Origin of the sequence: Pedobacter antarcticus, assembly GCF_900103515.1 — a bacterium.
GTDB classification, from domain to species: domain Bacteria; phylum Bacteroidota; class Bacteroidia; order Sphingobacteriales; family Sphingobacteriaceae; genus Pedobacter; species Pedobacter antarcticus.
This window is the reverse complement of sequence record NZ_FNGZ01000001.1, coordinates 32,963-55,125: the sequence shown is the minus strand read 5'-3', so window position 1 is coordinate 55,125 and position 22,163 is coordinate 32,963. Positions and strand designations below refer to the sequence as shown.

The following is a 22,163-nucleotide window of genomic DNA, read 5'->3' as shown; positions in this document are numbered from 1 at the left end:
ATCTTTCTTATTCCATATAATCGGCCTGTCTGCTGAGCAGCGCCCTGTATTTGTTAAAGATCGCTGTCTTGGAAACAAATCCTACAAACTCTTCCCGTTCATCGATTACCGGTAGCAACCAGGCATTTTCCTTTTCCATTTTTTTAAGAACCGTCTTCATCGGATCTCTCATGTAGATCACATCTGGTGCTGTTTGCATTAACTCCTTAACGCTCAAACCAGAACTGGCGGGGTTATTAATGGCTTTCTTCAACACGTCTTCAACAGAGATCATTCCACGAAAAGTTTTATCCTGGGCAATAACAGGGAATAAATTTCTTTTAGACTGCAAAATCTCCGGCAAACGTTCTGAGATCAGCTCATCTTCATACAGGACAACATAATCCTTTTCAACAAGATATTTCAGCTTCATCATATGCAGCACCAGCGTATCCTTGTCTTCATGGGACATTAGTTCGCCGCTTTCACCTAAAGCCTGCGTGTAGATAGAATATTTACTCTTACTCCGGTTAATCAGATAAGCAATTGCCGAGGTGATCATTAAAGGTACCATCAGCACATAACCACCAGTAATTTCTGCAATCAGGAATATACCAGTTAATGGTGCATGCATAATTGCACTTAAAGATGCAGCCATGCCGGCAACAATGAAATTAGCCACGTTTACATGTGCAATACCCAAGGTATTAATGGTAAAGGCCATTACAAATCCGATCAGACCACCCATAATTAAACTGGGTGCAAATGTACCTCCATTACCTCCCGCAGATAAAGTAATTAAAGTAGCTGCTGACTTCGCGAATACAGTGATAATCGTGAAACCAATAATAACGGCAGGCATATTACTGTAAGAAGCGAATATACTGTTGGTGATCACTGAACTGTAATTACCCCCCAGCAGATTCTTGATAGTTATATATCCCTCCCCGTATAATGTTGGAAACAGAAAAACCATAATCCCGAGTAGTGCACCACCAACAATAACTTTCGTATAAGGATTCTTGATCTTATAGAATGATGTTTTCACAAAGTAATTTATCTTACTGAAGTAAATGGAAAACAAGCCAATCAGAACAGCCAGCAGTACATACCAAATTAATGCATTAAACTGCCACCCTTCAGTGACCAGGAAAAACAGTTGTTCGTTGTAAAAGAACCTTGCTACCACCGCAGCCGTAGCTGATGCCAGCAGTAAAGGAATAAATGCAGGTATGGTAAATTCAGGCAGCAAAATCTCAATTGCAAATACGATCCCTGCAATGGGACTATTAAATGCACCCGCGATTCCGGCAGCAGCTCCACAGGCAAGCAACATAGTCGTTTCCCTGTAGGATAAGCCTAAAAACCTCCCGACTGCGGAACCAATTCCGCCGCCGCTGGTAACTATAGGTGCCTCCAAACCAGTAGACCCTCCAAAACCAACAGTGAGCGCTGCAGTAATAATCTGAGAATAGATATTATGTGGCTCTACCCTACTTGATTTTTGGGAAATCGTGTAGATGAGAGGAGTCAGCCCTGTTTCAAACTTGCCCTTCCGGATAAATCTGCGCACATACATAACAGATAGCAGAATTCCGATAAAAGGGAAGATGATAAAGAGATAATACTTGTATTCCCAGTGAAAACCATCCTGCAGGAAGTCTTCGATATGATGGGTAATGGATTTTAGTAATGCAGCGGCAAGACCGGCAAGGACCCCCACAACCAGTGCGGCTAAGACAAGGAAATTCCTGTTGGAAATCTTCGTTTTCCGGTAATGATTAATAGCATCCAGATAATTAACCAGTTTGGCGTACATAAGCTAATTCTTAAGAATCAAATTTATCCAACAACTTAATCAGCGTTGCGTAGTCTTTTGGATAAGGTGCATCAATAACAATCTCCTTTTCATCCAGACCTTTAAATACAAGGTGGCGTGCATGTAAAGCAAATCGCTTCATGATAGGCTGTTCCTCATCGTCTTTAGCAATTCTGTACCCTTTTTTTATTGCAGAAAGGAAAACAGGTTTACCCCGGTAAAGGGAATCACCACAGATTGCCGCACGCTGGGTCGCCAGGTGAATACGAATCTGGTGCATACGGCCGGTAATCGGTTTGCATTCCACCAATGTATAATGTTTATAGAATTTAATGGAGTTGAAAATAGTCTCCGCCCGTTTACCTTCTTTGCGGTCAATGGTAACACTGCGGTTCCCGTCGTTGAGAATTGGCAGATCGATAAACAGCTCTTTGAAAGTAACCAAACCATCTACAACAGCGTGATAGGTTTTATTAACCCTGCGTTTCTCAAACTGCATAGATACCGAACGGTACGCTTCAGGTGTCTTGGCAATAATAATTGCACCGGAAGTCTCTTTGTCGAGACGGTGGCACACCTGCGCATCGGGCGAGTATTGTCTGGCGAGGCGCAGGATATTAACTTCGCCTGAACCGCCACGTTCATCCAGCGAAGCAACGAATGGCGGTTTGTTTACAACGATATGATGATCGTCTTCAAATAGGATCAGGTCTTTAAAGGAAGGATATTTCAATGGTGTCGATTTATAAAACTATACAAAAGTACAATTTCATCCTTTAGCATCGGACATCAGATTGCAATTGATTACGAAAGTTCAAATTTATAGCCCACTCCTTTGACAGTCGCTACATAATTTTCGCCAAGTTTCTCTCTTAGCTTACGAATATGCACGTCTATTGTCCGGTTGGTTACTACTACTGAATCTTCCCATATATTCTTAAGGATCGATTCTCTGGTATAAACCTTTCCAGGTCTTGAAGCCAGCAGATATAACAATTCAAATTCTTTTTTCGCCAGCACTACTTTTTCTCCTGCCTGAAAAACAAGGTAAGCTTCCCTGTCGATAACCAGATCGCCAATTTCCACCTTATTATCTGAGACTTCGTCCTGACTGCTATTTCTTCTCAGAATAGCATTGATTCTGCTAACAAGCGCTCTTGGTTTAATCGGTTTCGCTATATAATCATCTGCACCTACATTAAATCCTGCAATTTCTGAATACTCCTCACTTCTTGCCGTCAGAAATACCATAAACGTATTTTTGAACTCCGGAATAGCACGCATTAATCTGCAGGCTTCAATTCCGTCCATCCTCGGCATCATAATATCCAGAATGATTAAATCAGGGTGTACTTTCTTGGCTACTGTAATTCCGTCCTGCCCGTTACTGGCCAGGAAAACCTGATAGCCTTCTTTTTTCAGATTGTATTCAATTAGTTCCAGGATATCTGGTTCATCATCTACAATCAGGATCTTTTGTTTTACGGCGCTCATGTCTTTAAATATTTGTTACGAAATTAAGTAATCAGTTACAATATAAAGTTAAAGTCAGGTTAACAAATTGTTAAGTATAGCATTAGGTTAACCTGAATTTAGGATTAGCGTAAAGTTTTGCTTAAGAATTCGACCAATTGGTCAGCCCTTAAATTTTTAGCGACGATTTTTCCTGAAGGATCTAACAGAAAACTACTTGGAATAGCGTCAATCTGATATAATCTAACTGTAGGGCTGTCGAAATCTTTTAATTCACTTAGCTGAGTCCAGTTCAATCCATCAGCGATAACGGCCTGTTTCCAGGCAGCCGGGTCTTTATCTAATGAAACACCTACTACAGTGAAGTTCTTGTCTTTAAACTGCTGATACGCTTTAACCAGGTTTGGGTTTTCCATTCTACAAGGCTGGCACCATGATGCCCAAAAGTCTAATAGCACATATTTACCTCTAAACTCAGAAAGCTTAGCAGGTTTTCCCTCCATGCTGTTCATGGTAAAGTCTGGCGCAACCTGTCCAACCTGAACAGCTTTCAATTTAGTCATGCGTACCAGAAATTCAGTGACAGCAGCATTATTATTGAATTTACTTTTTATTTTATCCGCATAAGCGATCAGCTCCTGCTCATAATCTCCCGGATTAAGTGAGTTGATTGCATAAAAACCTGCAAGCGAGTTGGTATTATCCGTAGCAAATTTCAAAATATAATCTACAAGGCCTTCATTTTCTTTAATCAGCGCAGGACGCATCTGATTTACTATTGCCTCACGATTATGTGGCTGACTAGCTACCGTCTGCTCAAATTGCTCCTGAATAGCGGCAATCTTAGCCGTATACCTATTTTTATTTTTATTAAGTTCTTCTAGTTTATCTGCTTCTTCTGCACCCGAAAGCTGGTAAACTAAGGTCGGATCGGCCAGATCCGCTGACAGCTGTATCTTATCACCGTTTTTGGCAATTAACATATATTCGCTGTTGTCTATCTTAACCCTGAAAAAGTCTACATCTGGCGTACTTCTGGTAAATCTGAATTCTCCTTTATCTGAAAGCACGGTAGAATCTACGGGTGTTTCACTGTTTTTATCTACACCAAATAGATAAACCTTTGTTTTTGGCTGAGCATTTGTAAATTTTCCGCTGATCTCAAATTTACTTTCATCCTTGCAGGCCATGCCCAGCAAACTGATGAATAAGATAAAACTTAAGCTTTTCCAGTGATTTAAAATTGTTGATTTCATTATGTGATTGTTTTACTATCAGTTTTTGTTTCTAAAATATGCTTTTGCCCAGGACCGTTCAAATTTATATGGCTTGCAGGCCCCCATTCTCTGTAATATGAAATTGTGATTACTGAAATCGGCTAAACTGGTCCCCTCTGCCGCTGTTTATTTTAATTTTTCCTGTAATAATTGATTCAATTGCTGTGGATCTGCTTTACCGTTTGCCATTTTCATCACTTCTCCTACGAAAAGGCCAAGGACGCCTTTTTTGCCCTTTTTGTAAGCTGCTGCCTGCGCCGCATATTTTTCCAGTACCTGGTCGGCAAATCCAGAAAGTTCAGTTGTATTATCTTCCAGAAAAAGATTTAGCTTTTCGGCAATTTCAGCCACCCCGTGTTCCGGATGCTGCTGCAATTCTGGTAACAACTGGTGTAAAGCTGCATGCTGATTTATTTTACGGGATTCTACCAGAGTAATTACCTCTGACAGTGCTAAAGGTTTAACCTGATAAGCTCCGATGGTCAGGTGCTGTTCATTTAACAATGCCCTTACCGGCCCGCTTAACCAGTTTATTAAAGTTTTAGGTGCAGACACTCCTGGCAAAGCGTCCTGGAAGTATTGCATCAGTTCCTTGTCTTCTGCAAATATGGTAGCCTCCGCTGCCGATATGCCGTATTGCTGTTGCAATGCTGCACTGATAGCGGCAGGTAAAAGGGGCATTGCCGCCTTCATTTGGGCCAGCCATTCATCACTAATATAGATGGGCGGAAGATCCGGATCAGGAAAATAACGATAATCGTTTGCTTCTTCTTTTGTTCGCATCGGCGCTGTAGTGCCTTGTTCTGCATCAAAAGTTAAAGTGCTTTGCTGTATTACGCCGCCGGCTGCAATGAGTTCTCTCTGCCTGTTGAACTCAAAATCCATTGCTCTGCGGACATTTCGGATGGAATTGAGGTTTTTCACCTCACAACGTGTACCATATGTACTGCTTCCTATTTCCCTGATGGAGATATTAGCATCGCAACGTAAACTCCCTTCTTCCATATTACCGTCACTTACTTCCAGGTGTCTTACGAGCTTACGCATCTCTGTTAATAATACCGATGCCTCTTCTGCCGAACGGATATCAGGTTCGGTGACTATTTCAATCAGTGGAACCCCTGCCCTGTTTAGATCGACGAATGAATACTGATCATGCTGATCATGCATACTCTTCCCTGCGTCCTCCTCCATATGAATCCTGTTGATTCCGATCCTTTTTACGCTGCCATCCTGAAGAGTCAGATCAATAAATCCATTCTGGCAAACGGGTAATTTATCCTGCGTAATCTGATAGCCTTTAGGCAGGTCGGCATAAAAATAATTCTTACGGTCAAAAAAATTAGTCTGATTAATATGGCAGTTTAAAGCAAGGCCCATTCGGACAGCTTTAGCTACTACCTCTTTGTTTAATTTTGGAAGTGCACCCGGCAATGCCAGGGAAACCGGAGAGATATGTGCATTAGGTCCGGCACCAAAAGCTGCACTATCTGAAGAAAATATTTTTGTATTTGTATTTAGCTGAACATGTATCTCTAATCCTGATACCAGTTCGAATGTAGTGTCAGGCGCTGCAGTATGCTTAATCATTGATCGCTGATAATTATAAAAAACCCTTAATAAATCAAACAAATATAACCAAATAAGTTAACCAGCAGGTTTACAGGGGGGAATAATAATTATGGCATAAACTTTGAACAGGCTTGATTACACACAATCTGAAACTTAAATTAAATCTGATGAAAAAATTACTTTTAGTCGCTGTACTGGGATTGATTTCCCTGGCAGCTCAACCAGCTAAAGCACAGGTTAACGTCAGTGTAAACATCGGCTCGCAACCCCAATGGGGGCCCCGGGGTTACGACTACGTAGATTATTATTATCTCCCTGACATCCAGAGTTATTACTATGTGCCTACCCGGCAGTTTGTTTACCGGAGTGGAAACAGATGGATACATGCTAAACGACTGCCATCAAGATACCGCAATTACGATCTTTACAACGGCAGGGCAATCGTTATAAATTCTCCGAGACCTTGGGTAAACCACAATACATACCGGACCAGGTATGTGAATAATTATTATACGGTGAGACCTAACGGCGTAGTTTACACCGAGCGTCACGATAGAAATTATAACCAGCGTTACCGTAATAACGGACGCGGTAATGGTTCTGACTATCGCAAATATGAAAAGAAGAATAAAGGACACAAAGATCATGGACGTGGAAGAGACCACGGCCGCGGACACAGGGACAGACACTAAAGAATAAATATTAAAGCAACCAAAATACATTTAAATGTTATTTACAATTCTGGATCAGATTGTAAATAACATTTTTTTTTATTCCGATATTTGGTGTTAATAATTTCAAAATAAAAATCAATGTCCGAAGAGCTCCCTGTAATTCTGGAAAGAAAAAACATCAAACCTACTGCAATGCGCCTGCTGGTTCTTGACTTTCTGATGAACCAGCCTTCGGCAATCAGCCTCACTGACCTGGAAAAAGGACTGGAACCTTGTGACAGAATCACCGTGTACCGTGCGCTCAAGAAATTTGAAGAGTCAGGATTGGTTCATCACATTGATGACGGCACAAGTATCACAAAATATGCATTCTGCGCGGAAGAGTGCAATCCAGGGCATCACCACGACCTTCATGTACATTTTTTCTGCAATACCTGTAAGCAAACCTCCTGCCTGCCAAAAACACAGATACCGCAGGTGTCTTTACCCGAAGGTTTTCATGAAGAAGAAGTGAGTCTTGTGGTCAAAGGAACCTGCAACCTCTGCTATACTTTGCAATAGCATTGCGCTACGTTATTTAATACTTTTGTATTACTGCATTAAATAATTGCAAAACCTATTCCTATGTGTACATCAGACCCCAAAGATAAAACTCCTCATACGCAAGACCATAAAGAAGAAAGTAAACACGTACATACCGATACCGACGAACATGATCATGGTGGCGGATGTTGCGGCGGTGAACCGGGATGGAAATCTCACCTTCCTTTATTAGGCGGTTTAACGATCCTTATGGTAATGCTGGTTCTTGATTATGGATTTAAAATCAGATTCAGTCAGCTCATCGAATTCTTCATTTTCGGCGTAGCCTACCTCCTTTCCGGTTATCAGGTTCTGAACCTCGCTTTCAGAAAAGCAATCAGACTGGATTTCTTTAACGAATTTTTCCTGATGAGTGTTGCAACGATCGGCGCATTTGCTATAGGATCTTTCAGCGAAGGAGTTGCCGTTATGGTCTTTTACTCTATCGGCGAATGGTTTCAGGACTCTGCAGTGGATTCAGCAAAAAGAAGTATCAAAGCCTTGCTGGATATAAGACCAGACACAGTAACAGTACTGAGAGATGGAAAAGAGGGTGTTGTTGCACCATCTGACGTACAAATTGGAGAAATCATAGTGATTAAGGCAGGTGAAAAAGTTGCTTTAGATGGCGATCTGAAATCTGCGAAAGGCAGCTTTAACACTGCTGCTTTAACTGGTGAGAGTAAACCCGACACTAAAATTACAGGTGAACGTATCCTGGCGGGAATGATTAACCTCAATAACGCCGTCGAAGTAACGGTAACTGCGCTGTTCAAAGACAGTAAACTCAATAAGATCCTGGAAATGGTTCAGGATGCTACTTCCAGAAAATCTAAAACACAGTTATTTATTTCCAGGTTTGCCAGAGTTTATACGCCTATAGTATTTGCATTGGCAGTAATGGTGGTATTTCTACCATTTTTATTTGTGGGAGACTATGTCTTTAGAGATTGGTTATACCGCGGACTGGTGTTTCTGGTCATAAGTTGTCCCTGCGCCCTTGTCGTTTCGATTCCCCTGGGATATTTTGGAGGCATCGGCCTGGCCAGTAAAAATGGGATTTTATTTAAAGGTTCAAATTTTCTGGATGTAATGACAACCATCGACACTGTGGTTATGGACAAAACCGGTACACTCACTAAAGGTGTGTTCAAAGTACAGCAAGTTTTCTCTGTATCTGGTGATGAAAAAGAACTGATCAGAATTGCTGCCACCGTAGAAAATAAATCGACACATCCGATTGCCAGGGCCATTGTGGCTTATGCGGGAAAAGATTTTATCCCCCTGCAGGTGGAAACAACTGAAGTAGCTGGTAAAGGCCTCAGTGGCGAAATAGATGGTAAAAGAATTTTAGCTGGCAACACCGCGCTCCTTGATCAGTTTAAGGTGAGCTACCCCGCGCTTTTAAAAGACGAGGAAGAAACGATAGTCGTCATTGCAATTGATAATCAGTATGCAGGCCATATTCTGATTGCCGATGAACTTAAACCAGATGCAGCAGAAGCAATTCTTGAGATGCATAAACAAGGACTGCATACGGTAATGCTCAGTGGAGATAAACAGTCTGTAGTGGATAAAATAGCCAAACTCCTTGGTATAGACGAAGCCTATGGCGGTCTGCTTCCGGAAGATAAAGTAAGCCGGCTGGAGCAGCTGAAGAGAGCGGGACGTCATATTGCTTTTGCAGGTGACGGAATTAACGATGCACCTGTTGTAGCACTTGCAGATGCTGGTATTGCAATGGGTGGTTTAGGCAGCGATGCTACTATTGAAACTGCAGATATCGTAATTCAGAATGATCAGCCCGGTAAAATCGTTACCGCAATTCAGATCGGGCGCCTGACTAAAAAAATTGTTTGGCAGAATATTGCGCTGGCCATGTCCATTAAGATCATTGTTCTAATACTGGGCGCAGGAGGTATAGCTACTTTGTGGGAGGCCGTAATCGCCGATGTAGGGGTTGCACTGCTGGCGATCCTTAATGCTGTGAGAATACAAAATATGAAGGTATAAAAATGGGGCTGTTCCGGGTTGGAACAGCCCCATTTTTATTTTGAGATTTAGCCTAAATAAGCAACTTTGCAGCTTTCTCTATTACCGCAGGCAATCCAGCTAGATTCTTACCACCGGCAGTCGCGTAAAATGGCTGTCCACCACCTCCACCCTGAATTTCCTTCGCAAGCTCCCTTACTATTGCTGAAGCATTTAATCCTTTTTCTGCAACCAGATTTTCAGAAACCATTACTGTAATCCCTGGTTTGTCGTCAATAACTGTAGTTAACACCAGCAGCAGATTGTCAACCATTTCTTTCAGACTGTAGGCCAGATTTTTCACTGCGTCGGCATGTGGAAGATCTACCTGTACTGCAATCAGATTAACCCCGTTAATGGTCTTCATGTGATGAACTAATTCATGTTTCAGGTTTCCAGCACGTTCAATGAGTACTTTTTCGGCATCCTTTTTTAATTTCGAATTCTCTTCTATCAATGCCGTAACCGCCGCAGGAAGATCCTTATTACCCTTCAAAAGAGATTTAAGTTCACTGATTTCCTGATCCTGGGCAATAATAAATGCTTCTGCTTTATTCGCTGTAATTGCTTCGATACGACGCACACCTGCTGCTACAGCACTTTCAGACATAATCTTAAAATATCCTATTTCACCGGTTGCCTGCACATGTGTCCCGCCACAAAGTTCTTTCGAATAATGATCATCAAAAGTAATTACTCTTACAAAATCACCATATTTTTCCCCAAACAGCGCCGTTACTCCCATATTTACAGCAGTATCATAGGCAACCATACGCTGTTCCTGCAAAGGAATGTTCTCCCTTACTTTTTTATTAACGATATGTTCAATCTTCGCAAGTTCCTGATCGGTGACACGGGCAAAATGGGAAAAGTCAAAACGAAGATAATCCGGATTAACAAGAGACCCTTTCTGATTAACATGATCCCCCAGAACTTGTTTTAAGGCTGCGTGTAGCAAATGCGTAGCAGAGTGGTTATTATTTGTCTGTTGACGCTTATCTTCATCTACAACAGCCCAAAACTGACCTTCCAGGTCTTCAGGTAGTGTATCAGTATAATGAACAATAACGCCGTTCTCTTTTTTCGTATCTGTAATATCAACAGAGAACATACGACTATGATCTTCCAGTCTGCCTGTATCCCCGACCTGTCCGCCCCCTTCACCATAAAAAGGGGTTTTCTTTAAGACAATCTGATATTGTTCTTTTCCTTTTGCAGTTACCTGTCTGTATTTTAAAATACGGGTTTCGATTTCCAGTAAGTCATAACCTACAAATTCGGTTTCAGGATCTTCGTTTATAGTAATCCAATCGCCGGTATCAATAGCAGTCGCAGCCCTCGATCTCGATTTCTGCTCTTGCAGCGCACGCTGATATTCTTCCATATCGACGGTCCATCTTTTCTCCCTCGCCATCAGTTCGGTAAGGTCGATCGGAAAACCGTAAGTATCTTGAAGTTCAAAAGCAAAGGCACCTGAAATAACCATCTGATCTTTCAGGATACTGTAAACCCAGTTATCTTCGAAAGATTTCTCCAGATCTATAGCATTCTCCGACATCAGAAAATCACCTTGTTTTTTTGTGTAATTATCGAAACGGTGGATACCTGTAGCCAGTGTACGCAGGAAAGATATTTCTTCTTCCAGAACAACTTTCTGTACAAATTCCTTTTGCAGATACAGCTCGTCGAAAACTCCTTTGAACTGTTCTGCCAATACCGGTACCAGCTCGTTCAGGAATGGATCTTTCAAATCCAGGAAGGTATAAGCATACCGCACCGCACGGCGCAGAATCCGGCGTATTACGTAGCCGGCTTTATTATTCGCCGGCAACTGACCGTCGGCAATGACGAACGAAATAGCGCGGACATGATCTGCCATAACGCGCATGGCTATATCTGTTTTTTCAGCAGCTCCATAAGTAATCCCACATTTGGCAGAGATAAACTGGATCAACGGCTGAAATACGTCTGTATCGTAATTGGAAGCTTTCTTCTGCAGAACCCGCACCAGACGTTCAAACCCCATCCCTGTATCAACATGCTTTGCGGGTAAAGGCTGTAAAGAACCGTCTTTCAAGCGGTTAAACTGCATAAATACATTATTCCATATTTCAATTACCTGAGGATGATCTGCATTGACAAGTTCTTTTCCAGAGAGTTCCTTTCTCTCGAGTTCAGGACGGCAATCCACATGTATTTCAGAACAAGGACCACAAGGCCCTGTATCGCCCATCTCCCAGAAATTATCTTTTTTATTACCGAGGATAATCCGGTCTTCCGGTACAAATTGTTTCCAGATTTCATAAGCTTCCTCATCGCGCGGCAAGCCTTCTTTTTCATCTCCTTCAAAAATTGAAACATATAATTGATCTTCCGGTATACCGTATACTTTAGTGAGAAGTTCCCAGCTCCAGGCGATAGCTTCTTTCTTGAAATAATCACCAAAACTCCAGTTACCAAGCATCTCAAACATGGTATGGTGATAGGTATCAATACCTACTTCCTCCAGGTCGTTATGTTTACCGGAAACACGAAGGCAGCGCTGGGTATCAGTTACCCTTGGATAACGTGCCGGCGCCTCTCCCAGGAAAATATCTTTAAACTGATTCATACCCGCATTTGTAAACATCAGGGTCGGATCATTTTTGACTACGATAGGTGCTGAATTTACAATCTGATGCTGTTTCGATTCGAAAAATTCTAAATATGCTTTTCTGATTTCTTTTGCTGTCATTCCTAGTAAAATATATACAACAAAATTAAAATTTTATTGCGGTATTCTACTAAAATCCCATTACATTTGAAAGCTTTATATAAATGCCATAATCCACTAACAATCAATCATCAACTATGCCATATAAGGAACGGGAAATTAATAAAATGTATTACACAATGGGGGAAGTGACGGAAATGTTCGGTGTAAATGCTTCTCAGATCCGTTTTTATGAAAAAGAATTTGACGTCCTTCAACCTAAGAAAAACAAGAAGGGTAACCGTCTGTTCACTCCTGAGGATATAGAAAATCTGAAGATCATCTTTCACCTTGTAGACGACAAAGGCTTCACCCTAAAAGGTGCTAAAGACCATCTGAAAAACAATAGTGGAGATGTAAAAGAAAACCAGAAAATCATCGCTTCATTGGAACGGCTAAAGGACTTCCTCGTAAAGCTTAACGACGAAATATAAATAGTAGGTTAACTAAATAATTTTTAAGGGTATTACTTTGGCTTTTATGAAGCCAAAGTTATGTACCACACCCTTAAGCGAAATGGCTCCCAGCCATCTTCCTTGCCTGAGACAAGTGGCGCTGATCCTCCTGTTCCTGACCTGCTCGTTCTGCTATGCACAGGAAACAGAACAGGCCTTGTCTTTTTATACCTGGTTGGGAGAAGAAGAGCAATCTGAAGAGCAGCTGGCCATATTGACCCAAAAACTCGAACAACTCCGCAAAAAACCAATCGCCCTTAATCAAGCAGGTGAGAAAGGGCTCTCTCAAATATTCTTTCTTACGCCTCTTCAGGTTTATGATCTTTTACAGCATATCCTTAAAAATGGTCCGCTTAAGGAAATCTCCGAGCTCCAGATAGTTCGTGGTTTCAGTCCGGAATTCATCAGACAGATCTCCCCCTATATAACCTGCGATCAGGCTGAAGGCAAAATTCCGCAATTCAAAGACCTACTCAATAAAAGTGACCAGGAGCTCATCTTGCGGCACTCACGAATTCACCAGCGGAAAAAAGGTTATACTCAAAAAGGTAAATCCTATTATTCAGGAAGCCCGGATCATCTGCTGCTTAAATACAGGCTTGCCCTGGAGCCTGGAATTAAGGCCATGCTGCTGATGGAGAAAGACCCGGGTGAACAATTCCTTAAGGGCAGTAATCCTTCCGGATTTGATTTCATTTCTGCCAATATCACTTATACGGGAAAAGGGAGGATCAGTAAATTAATTATAGGTGATTACAGCCTGCAGTTTGGTCAGGGGCTCAGTCTTTGGAGCGGGACTTCATTCGGGCGGGGAGCCGATGTTGCTGGTGCTGCAAAAAAGGATATGGGTCTGCAACCTTACTTTTCAGCAGGGGAACAAAACTACTTCAGAGGGGTTTCTTTCGAATATAAATTATTTAAAAACATACTATTAACTAGTTTTATATCAATAAAGAACTCAGATGCTTCCGTTAGTTATCTGTCCAATAAAACTGCAGTAGTCAGTAATATCAGCAACAGTGGATTACACAGAACTGAATCTGAAATAAGAAATAAGGGGGCAATTAAAGAGACTGTTACCGGTACAGCAGCACAATATAACAGCCCGTTTTTCAGAGCTGGGATTACAGCGTATAGGAGCGCTTACAGTCTGCCTTTTATTACAGGAGACGCATTATACCGTTCCAATAATTTCAAGGGCTCATTCAGGGAAAATTACGCTTTTCACTATAACTATACTTTTCTGAACACCTATACTTTCGGGGAGTTTGCCCACAGTCATCCTGGAGGACAGGCCTGGATTCAAGGACTGATCTCCGCTATTAGTTCTTCTACTTCAGCAGTAGTTGTTTTTCGTAATTATGGTATAGATCATAACAGCTTCTACAGTATGCCTTTTGGCAAAAACAGTTCCGCTATGAACGAAAAGGGATGGTACACCGGAATAAACCACCGCGCTAGCAATAAGTGGAATATAGCCGGTTATCTGGACTTTTTCAGCTTTCCGTTTGCCAAATACAGAGTAGACCTCCCATCAAAAGGAAATGAATACACAGTAAAACTATTCTACAGACCCGTCAGAGGCTCCGAATATAGTTTTCAATACAGATCGTCATCGAGGGAGCAAAACGTAAAATCCGGGCTTAAAATACCGGCTCTTGACAATATTCAAGTTCAATTAATAAAGTTGGATGCAGCCTATCCGGTGGGTGAACACATGAGGTTCAAACACCTGGCCGATATCACAAGATACAGTAAAGGACGGCAGTCCGCGGGGTACGGCATTCTACTGGGACACGACCTGCATTATAAAGTTGCATCCGGCCCCTTCGCAGGGAATATACGCGTAACGTGGTTCAAAATCCCGTCCTATGATAACCGGATTTACCGTTATGAAAACAATGTGCTTTTTGCAGGTAGCTCAGTCCCTTACCAGGGACAAGGATTCAGAACTTATCTCAACATAAATTTTAGGATCAGCAGTCAATTTAGACTGTGGTTGAGATATGCCCTTACCTGGCAGCCTGACAAAGAAAAAACAGGTACCGGAATGGAGCAGATCCAGGGCAGTAAAAAGAGTGAAACGAGGCTCCAGGTTCGCTATATTTTTTAGGATGGACACTCCAGTATCAATTCCTTTTTTCGCCAGGATTATTCCGCAATTTTTGGTTGGAATTTACATTTCCCAGCACAGTATTTTTACCAAATTAAATTTGCCTGAAGATTATTTGGTAATATACTACATTTTTACATTAATAATAATCAACCTATTACATACCTCAACTAAGATAAAACATTATATGAATGGAAGCCTCTTTGTTATTGGCCTCCTTGTTCTAATGCATGGTTTTATTTTAGGAAGGATCAATGATGAGCTCACAAATTCCGAACACTTCTCCAAAAAAAACCCGGATTTTTTGTTGCTGGAAATTCTTACGGAACCAGTCCTATCCTTCGGCCAAATTCAATTTACGGCAATGGTAAAATCAATAGAGAAAGAGGGTCGGAGAACGAAGGCGTCAGGCCGGATTCTAATAAAGATAAAGCCAATTAAAATGCGACTTTCAGACCTGAGTTTCGGGCAACTTCTATGGGCACCCGGAAATTACGAACTTACTGCCGGCCCCCTCAACCCGGGTATGTTCGATTACAAAAAATGGCTCGCCAGAAAAAAAGTTCATCATCAATATCTAATCGAAGAAAAAGATGTTTTACTACTCAACCAGCGGGCGGGGAATAAACTTTTGTCACACGCTGTTGAATGGCGAAAAAAACAGGTAGACCTTTACCGTAAGCTGTTGGTAAAAAAGGACGCTGTTGATGTTGCGAGCACACTCATTCTAGGATACCGTGCAGAGCTGGACAGGGCACTGGTTTCTGCGTACTCCAGAACTGGAACTATCCATGTACTCTCTGTTTCCGGTATGCATGTAGGAATTATATATATTGTACTCGACTGGCTATTGCTACACCTCAATACGACCAGAACGGGTAGACATTTGAAGTTATTTATTTTATTAAGTCTTATCTGGTTCTATACAATCCTAACTGGTTACGCTGCTTCGGTAATCAGAGCGGCAGTAATGCTATCAATCTTTCTGATCAGCAAAACCCTGGGCCGTACGTCTGCTTATCAAAACCTGATCTTTCTTGCAGCATTTGGTATGCTGCACTATAATCCATACTGGCTGTGGGATATCGGATTTCAGCTTTCTTTTCTCGCTGTTGCCGGCATCATTTACCTATACCCGTTAATTTGCAACGCGCTGAACTGGCAAACTCCGCCAAGTAAAAAATTGGGAGAGCTCGTATCCCTTTCCATTGCCGCCCAACTTTTCACCACCCCACTAAGCATATACTATTTTCATTTGTTTCCAATGTCATTCATTATCAGTAATATATTTATAACCATACCAGTTACGCTGATTATGTATAGTGGAATATTAGTTATAATACTGAAATCACAGTATCTTGCAATCTTTCTGGAGTGGCAGATTACACTGCTAAACGAAGGACTTATACAGATTAACAATCTCCCCTACCCGGTCATTGAAAGACTCTGGCCGACCGAATTTCAGGTAGCGATCCTTTATCTTCTTTTAATCCTATTACTGATTCCAGGATCTGCTAAAAACAGGCTGTTCGGGATAGCTACCCTGATGATTTTACTACAAATTACAATCGTATGTAGGAAAGTATCAATCCGCCAGCAAAGCCAAATGATGCATTTTAACACGCCCTATCCGTCCACCCTTGCCTATATTCAAGCCAACCGTGCTTACATCATAACTAACCTTAATCAAAGTGACCCCACTTTTGCATACTATATTCAACCTGCCTTAGACAGCATGGGAATTAAAAAGGTATTTATCTTCCCGAAATAATTTATTCAGCCCATATTTTTTATCAAAAAATACGGCATATTTGGTAGATGAACGAACTATTGCTTTATTCTGTTGAGGAACGAATTGCAACCATCTCACTGAACAGGCCGGAAAAAAGAAATGCTTTTAGTCCGGAGCTTGTCAGTGAACTAACGCAGGCCCTGCTCAGGGCTGCCGAAGACGAACAGGTTAAAGTTGTAATTTTGAAAGCCGAAGGATCTGTGTTCAGCGCAGGCGCAGACCTGGCCTATCTGCAGGAATTGAGTGATAACACCTTCGAAGAGAATGTACGTGATTCCGAGAATTTGAGAAAACTATTCACTACGCTATATTATCTGCCCAAGGTTGTAATTGCCCAGGTAGAAGGACATGCGATAGCCGGAGGATGCGGTTTAGCTACCATATGCGATCTCACTTTTGCCGTCCCTGAGGCTTTGTTTGGCTATACAGAGGTTAAATTGGGTTTCGTTCCTGCAATTGTTTCCTGCTTTCTTGTTCGCCAGACTTCTGAAACAATCGCCAAACAAATTCTGCTTAGCGGAGATTTATTCACTGCGGGTGAAGCTCTGGCCTATAATTTGATCAATTATATTTACCCTAAAGATGAAATAGAGAACGAAGTCAGGAAGTATGCCTTAAAACTGTGCAGCGAAACATCAGGTAACTCGCTGATGATCACAAAGCAACTCATAGGCCAAACGACTAATCCTGGATTGGAAAAGAGTCTGAATATTGCAGTGCAGTTAAATGCAAGGGTCAGGGAAAGTGAAGACTTCAAAAAAGGTATTGCCGCCTTTCTTCAGAAAGAGCAGATTAAATGGTAAAATCAATTCAAACAAATATGTTAAAATCAATTAAAACTACTGTCGTTGCAGCAATACTGATCGGCACGGCCGTTATTGCACAGGCTCAGAAAAAAGTAAACGAAGGAACCCTTACCTATGGCATGACTTACGAACTTACGCCTGAACAAAAATCTATGGCATCTCAACTGCCTGCAGAGACAAAGTTCAAGTTTAATGGTAACATCCTGAAGATAGAAATGGAACAAGGACCGGCAAAAATAACCATACTGTCAGACGGTCTTCAAAAAACTGGTTTACTTCTGGTGGATGTGCCGATTGCACAAAAACAATTTGCCGTAAAAGTAACTAAAGAAGAAACTGAGGAATCGATGGGTAAAACACCTGTTCTGACGGACTTTAAAGCCACCGGAGAAAAGAAAAAAATAGGTACATACGATACCGAAAAATACACTTATAAGGATGATAAAGGTGTGCAAAATGAGCTTTGGGCTACTACAGATATTCAGTTGCCTGAAGGTATTATTGGAGAAGAATTTAAAGCTGTAAAAGGTACTCCGGTAGTATTTACCCGTACGCAAAATGGTGTAAAAGCAACTGTTACTATTAAAAACCTGAACGAAGACAAAGTAGGTCCTTTAACCTTGGATGTACCTCCTTCTTATGAGCTGACCACAATGGATGCACTGCGTTCAATGGGCGGACAATAACCGGTTTAATAAATTTAAAGGTTCAGGCTTTTTAACATCGCATTTCATTAAATTTGGAGCGATGTTAAAAAGCCTGATTTTTTTTACGCGCTTCCTGCTGTTGTGGATGCTGTTCTTTTTTCTGGAACGAGTTATTTTTCTGAGTGTCTTTTATAGCAGCATCTCCGGTCGTACTACTTTAACCGAATGCATAGCTGCCTTCTATCATGGGTTGAGGCTCGACCTGGCCATGACAGGTTATGTTTCTGCTGTCCCGCTATTATACCTTTTGGCCTGTTATGTGGCTGGCAAGCACCATATACAGTTAAGGTGGATAAAGATCTATAACACCGTTCTTGTGGTCGTATTCGGTATAATTGCCGTCGCCGACCTGAATATTTACAGAGAGTGGGGTAGCAAAATTAATGCAAAAGCATTAGAATTTGCGTTCCGCACGCCAAATGAGGCCCTGGCCTCCAGTGCGTCCTCCCCCATCCTCCAGAACCTGCTGTTTTTAGCTATCCTGATCGCTTCTGGTATATTTTTGAATAAAGTACTTATACAGGATAAGATAAGTCCGCAGAAGAGCCCGTTTTGGATTAAAATCATATACGGCACATTATTATTAGGCGTAAACTTTCTAATGGTCCGTGGTGGTATTGGTGTATCTACCAATAATCTGAGCATGGCCTATTATAGCGAAGTACTCACACTTAATCATGCAGCTGTTAATACAGAATGGAATTTGGTTTATAGCCTGATTAAGTCTAACAGCAAACACAAGAATGAATATCAGTTCTTCCCGCAGGATCAGGTGAGCAGGGAAATGCAGGCTCTATATCCGATAAAAGCAGATTCGACAGTCAAAATGCTCAATACAGACCGCCCCAATATTGTATTGATTATCATGGAAAGTTTCACGGCAGACTTGACTGAAACTTTAGGGCAGGAAAAAGGTATTACGCCTAACTTTGATGAAATGATCAAATCCGGCATCCTGTTTAGCAAGATCTACTCTGCCGGGAACCGTACGGATAAGGGGGTAATTGGCACGTTAGCTGGCTTCCCCACTATGGCTGCCGAAAATGTCGTAAAATACACCGACAAAATGGAAAAGATACCAGCTTTACCACAAGCCTTTAAAAAATTGGGCTATCATACTTCTTTTTTCTATGGCGGACAGTCTGAATTCGATAACTACAAGGCTTTTATGTTGAGCCATGATATAGAGATGGTGGTCGACAAAAGCAATTTTGACGCAAAAGACATGAATTCCAAATGGGGCGCGTATGATGGCGTTGTATTTAATCGTCAGCTGCAAGAACTGAATAAGGCTTCCAAACCGTTCTTTTCTGTTCAGCTTACACTTACGAATCACGAACCTTTTGAACTTCCGGGAGCTTATAAATTTGGTAATGCAGACAATCTCCAGAAGTTTAAAAGCACGGCTTTTTATACCGACTCCTGCCTGAATGCGTTTATAGAATCTGCAAAGAAGCAGGACTGGTATAAAAATACGTTATTCATTATGCTGGCTGACCACGGACATATTCAGCCTAAAGGGAGAGAAGAAATTTACATACCGGAGCGCTATCACATACCGATGTTGTTTTTTGGTGACGTGATTAAAAAAGAATACCAAGGTAAAATAATTGATAAGGTAGGAAGCCAGATAGACCTCGCTTCCACCCTGTTGCACCAGCTTGGACTTGATGCAAAGCCCTATACCTGGAGCAAAAACCTGCTTGATCCGCAGACTAAACCATTTGCTTTTTTTAGCTGGGACAACGGGATGGGCTTTATTGATAACCAGCAATGTGTTACATTTGATAATGTAGGACAGAGAATCCTTTACAACACGCATCCTGAACTAAAAGAACGTACAACTGAGCTGCTTAATAACAGTAAATCATTCTTGCAGCAGGTTTATGAATCGTTTCTGGCACTTTAAAAAAAAAAACAGTTTATCTTATGAGGTATCCCTTTCATTATTTCAGACTCACTTTCACACTCTTTTTATGCTTTTACACTTCAGTATTATTTGCTCAGCCGAACAAAGGCATTAACTGGGCTGCTGATGGTAATGGCTATTATCAGATTTACAATGGGAATATCACACTGGTGAGCCTACCCTCAAATGAAAGAAAAACGGTAGTTAACAGTACATTGCTAAGGCCGCAGGGTGCCCCCCCTCTGGAAGTTAAGAGTTTTCAGCTTTCAGCTGATGGTTCTAAAGTTCTGATCTACACGAATAGTAAAAAAGTATGGCGGTATGAAACCCGTGGAGATTATTGGGTGGTAGACCTTAAAAGCAACGCTCTGCACCAATTAGGGACAGATAAGCCTGCATCATCATTGATGTTCGCTAAATTTTCGCCTGACGGAAACCAGGTTGCCTACGTGAGTGGTCATAATATTTTTGTGGAGCCGGCTTCCGGAGGCAATCCAAAGGCCCTGACTTCTGATGGTACCGACAGACTTATCAACGGAACGTTCGACTGGGTATACGAGGAAGAATTTGATTGCCGCGATGGATTCAAATGGAGCCCGGACAGTAAAACTATTGCCTACTGGCAGCTCGATGCCAGGAAAATCCGCAATTTTCTAATGATTAATAACACAGACTCCATTTATCCTTTTACAATTCCGGTAGAATATCCGAAAGTTGGCGAAGACCCTTCGTCCTGTAAAATAGGTGTGGTTAACGTCGCTACTGCAACTACAAATTGGTTAAAGGTTCCTGGTGATGCCATTCAGCATTATATTCCCAGAATGAACTGGATACCAAATTCAAACGAGATTATCCTGCAGCAGCTCAATCGCGAACAGAATACAAGTAAACTATTTGTCGCTAATGCTGAAACCAGTAATGTGACCGCAATTCTGACTGAGAATGACAAAGCATGGATAGATGCGGCTGAAGACTGGAAATGGATTAACAACAATAAGGAGTTTCTCTGGACTAGTGAAAAAGACGGATGGAGACACCTGTACAGTATTTCCAAAGATGGTAAGAAACAAAATTTAATTACCAAAGGTAATTACGATGTGATAGAAAGCAGCCTGGTAGATGAGAAGAACAATAAATTCTATTTTATGGCTTCACCAACCAATGCTACTCAGAAATATCTGTATCAGACCAGACTGGATGGCAAGGGTACCGCAGAAATGGTAACCCCTTCTATCTTGCCGGGGACACATGAATACGATATCTCTCCGAACGGTCTTTTTGCAAAACACACTTATGAAAGTGCTGAGATCAAACCGATTCATGAATGGATGCGGTTGAATACCGGCAATCCTTTCACTATGGAAGGTAGTATTACAAATCAACTTGCTGCAGTGAAACCGCCTGCTAATAAAGTCGAATTCTTTAAAATTAAAACCGAGGACGGTGTAGAACTGGATGGCTGGATGAAGAAACCAGATAATTTTGACCGCACAAAAAAATATCCTGTAGTATTCTATGTATATGGTGAACCGGCGGCACAAACTGTTACGGACACTTACGGCACCGGTTACAATTTTCTGTATTATGGTGATATGCCTAAAGATGGCTATGTTTATATTTCTATCGAAAACCGGGGTGCGCCAGCGCCAAAAGGAAGAGAGTTTAGAAAAAGTATTTATAAAAACATAGGTACACTCAATATCCGAGATCAGGCACAGGCGGCAAAACAAATCGTTAACTGGCCGTTTATAGACAAAGACCGCGTAGCAGTCTGGGGCTGGAGTGGTGGCGGTTCGTCAACGTTAAACCTGCTTTTCCAGTATCCGGAAATCTACAAAACCGGTGTCGCTATAGCAGCAGTTGGCAGCCAACTGACCTATGACAATATTTATCAGGAGCGTTATATGGGCTCTCCATTGAAGACAGAAGAGGCTTATATTAAAGGATCCCCTATTACTTACGCAAAGAACCTGCAGGGCCACCTGCTTTATATTCACGGCACAGGTGACGACAATGTGCATTATCAAAATGCCGAGTTGCTGATTAACGAGCTGATTAAAAATGGTAAGGTCTTTCAATTAATGTCCTATCCGAACCGGAGTCACAGTATTAACGAAGGAGCCGGAACAAGTGAACATCTCGCCAAAACTTATACCACATTCCTGCAGCAATTTTGTCCTCCGGGTGGTAAATAAATCCAATTCCTTTAAAGGGGAGCTTTT

16 protein-coding genes are annotated in these 22,163 nt (G+C 41.6%); 10 read left to right on the top strand and 6 right to left on the bottom strand.

From position 1 onward, the window contains the following. Nucleotides 1–7: 7 nt before the first annotated feature. From BLR53_RS00235 to gatB, 5 genes are all read right to left on the bottom strand, one after another. Nucleotides 8–1,798: a chloride channel protein gene (locus BLR53_RS00235; RefSeq protein ID WP_074586058.1), complete on the bottom strand. Its 1,791-nt coding sequence runs from the start codon at nucleotides 1,796–1,798 to the stop codon at nucleotides 8–10. Nucleotides 1,799–1,808: 10 nt separating this feature from the next. Continuing rightward, nucleotides 1,809–2,531 (bottom strand): RluA family pseudouridine synthase, encoded by a 723-nt coding sequence (locus BLR53_RS00230; RefSeq protein ID WP_037440218.1) that lies wholly within the window; start codon nucleotides 2,529–2,531, stop codon nucleotides 1,809–1,811. 71 nt (nucleotides 2,532–2,602) lie between these two features. Further along, nucleotides 2,603–3,292: a response regulator transcription factor gene (locus BLR53_RS00225; RefSeq protein ID WP_037440220.1), complete on the bottom strand. Its 690-nt coding sequence runs from the start codon at nucleotides 3,290–3,292 to the stop codon at nucleotides 2,603–2,605. A gap of 104 nt (nucleotides 3,293–3,396) precedes the next feature. Continuing rightward, entirely contained in the window at nucleotides 3,397–4,527 is a 1,131-nt protein-coding gene (locus BLR53_RS00220; RefSeq protein WP_037440222.1) for a TlpA disulfide reductase family protein, read from the bottom strand. A gap of 147 nt (nucleotides 4,528–4,674) precedes the next feature. Beyond that, nucleotides 4,675–6,138 (bottom strand): Asp-tRNA(Asn)/Glu-tRNA(Gln) amidotransferase subunit GatB, encoded by a 1,464-nt coding sequence (gene gatB, locus BLR53_RS00215; RefSeq protein WP_037440224.1) that lies wholly within the window; start codon nucleotides 6,136–6,138, stop codon nucleotides 4,675–4,677. A gap of 149 nt (nucleotides 6,139–6,287) precedes the next feature. Between gatB and BLR53_RS00210 the strand changes: the two genes are divergently transcribed. The 3 genes from BLR53_RS00210 (at nucleotide 6,288) to BLR53_RS00200 (ending at nucleotide 9,389) form a co-directional block, all read left to right on the top strand. Next, a complete protein-coding gene (locus BLR53_RS00210; protein WP_074587226.1) occupies nucleotides 6,288–6,812 on the top strand; it encodes a hypothetical protein in 525 nt (174 codons plus the stop codon). A 120-nt stretch (nucleotides 6,813–6,932) separates the two neighbouring features. Next, on the top strand, nucleotides 6,933–7,355 hold the full coding sequence (locus BLR53_RS00205) for a Fur family transcriptional regulator (protein ID WP_074586056.1): 423 nt from the start codon (nucleotides 6,933–6,935) through the stop codon (nucleotides 7,353–7,355). Between the two features lie 63 nt (nucleotides 7,356–7,418). Then, a complete protein-coding gene (locus BLR53_RS00200) occupies nucleotides 7,419–9,389 on the top strand; it encodes a heavy metal translocating P-type ATPase (protein WP_074586054.1) in 1,971 nt (656 codons plus the stop codon). A gap of 52 nt (nucleotides 9,390–9,441) precedes the next feature. On the opposite strand, the gene alaS is transcribed toward BLR53_RS00200, so the two are convergent. Next, nucleotides 9,442–12,141, bottom strand: a complete 2,700-nt coding sequence (gene alaS / locus BLR53_RS00195; protein ID WP_074586052.1) for an alanine--tRNA ligase — start codon at nucleotides 12,139–12,141, stop codon at nucleotides 9,442–9,444. A 116-nt stretch (nucleotides 12,142–12,257) separates the two neighbouring features. Between alaS and BLR53_RS00190 the strand changes: the two genes are divergently transcribed. The 7 genes from BLR53_RS00190 (at nucleotide 12,258) to BLR53_RS00160 (ending at nucleotide 22,136) form a co-directional block, all read left to right on the top strand. Continuing rightward, the gene (locus tag BLR53_RS00190) at nucleotides 12,258–12,593 is read left to right on the top strand and encodes a MerR family transcriptional regulator (RefSeq protein WP_037440231.1); all 336 of its coding nucleotides are present in this window, start codon (nucleotides 12,258–12,260) and stop codon (nucleotides 12,591–12,593) included. A 46-nt stretch (nucleotides 12,594–12,639) separates the two neighbouring features. Next, nucleotides 12,640–14,727, top strand: a complete 2,088-nt coding sequence (locus BLR53_RS00185; RefSeq protein ID WP_143007787.1) for a helix-hairpin-helix domain-containing protein — start codon at nucleotides 12,640–12,642, stop codon at nucleotides 14,725–14,727. Continuing rightward, a complete protein-coding gene (locus BLR53_RS00180) occupies nucleotides 14,621–16,498 on the top strand; it encodes a ComEC/Rec2 family competence protein (protein ID WP_081857499.1) in 1,878 nt (625 codons plus the stop codon). The genes BLR53_RS00185 and BLR53_RS00180 overlap by 107 nt, the downstream gene beginning before the upstream one ends. 47 nt (nucleotides 16,499–16,545) lie before the next feature. Beyond that, a complete protein-coding gene (locus BLR53_RS00175) occupies nucleotides 16,546–17,322 on the top strand; it encodes an enoyl-CoA hydratase/isomerase family protein (protein WP_037440404.1) in 777 nt (258 codons plus the stop codon). Between the two features lie 17 nt (nucleotides 17,323–17,339). Further along, on the top strand, nucleotides 17,340–18,011 hold the full coding sequence (locus BLR53_RS00170; protein ID WP_037440454.1) for a hypothetical protein: 672 nt from the start codon (nucleotides 17,340–17,342) through the stop codon (nucleotides 18,009–18,011). Between the two features lie 61 nt (nucleotides 18,012–18,072). Continuing rightward, nucleotides 18,073–19,941, top strand: coding sequence for an LTA synthase family protein (locus BLR53_RS00165; protein ID WP_037440406.1), 1,869 nt, complete (start codon nucleotides 18,073–18,075; stop codon nucleotides 19,939–19,941). Nucleotides 19,942–19,961: 20 nt separating this feature from the next. Then, nucleotides 19,962–22,136, top strand: a complete 2,175-nt coding sequence (locus BLR53_RS00160) for a S9 family peptidase (protein ID WP_037440409.1) — start codon at nucleotides 19,962–19,964, stop codon at nucleotides 22,134–22,136. Nucleotides 22,137–22,163: the final 27 nt, after the last annotated feature.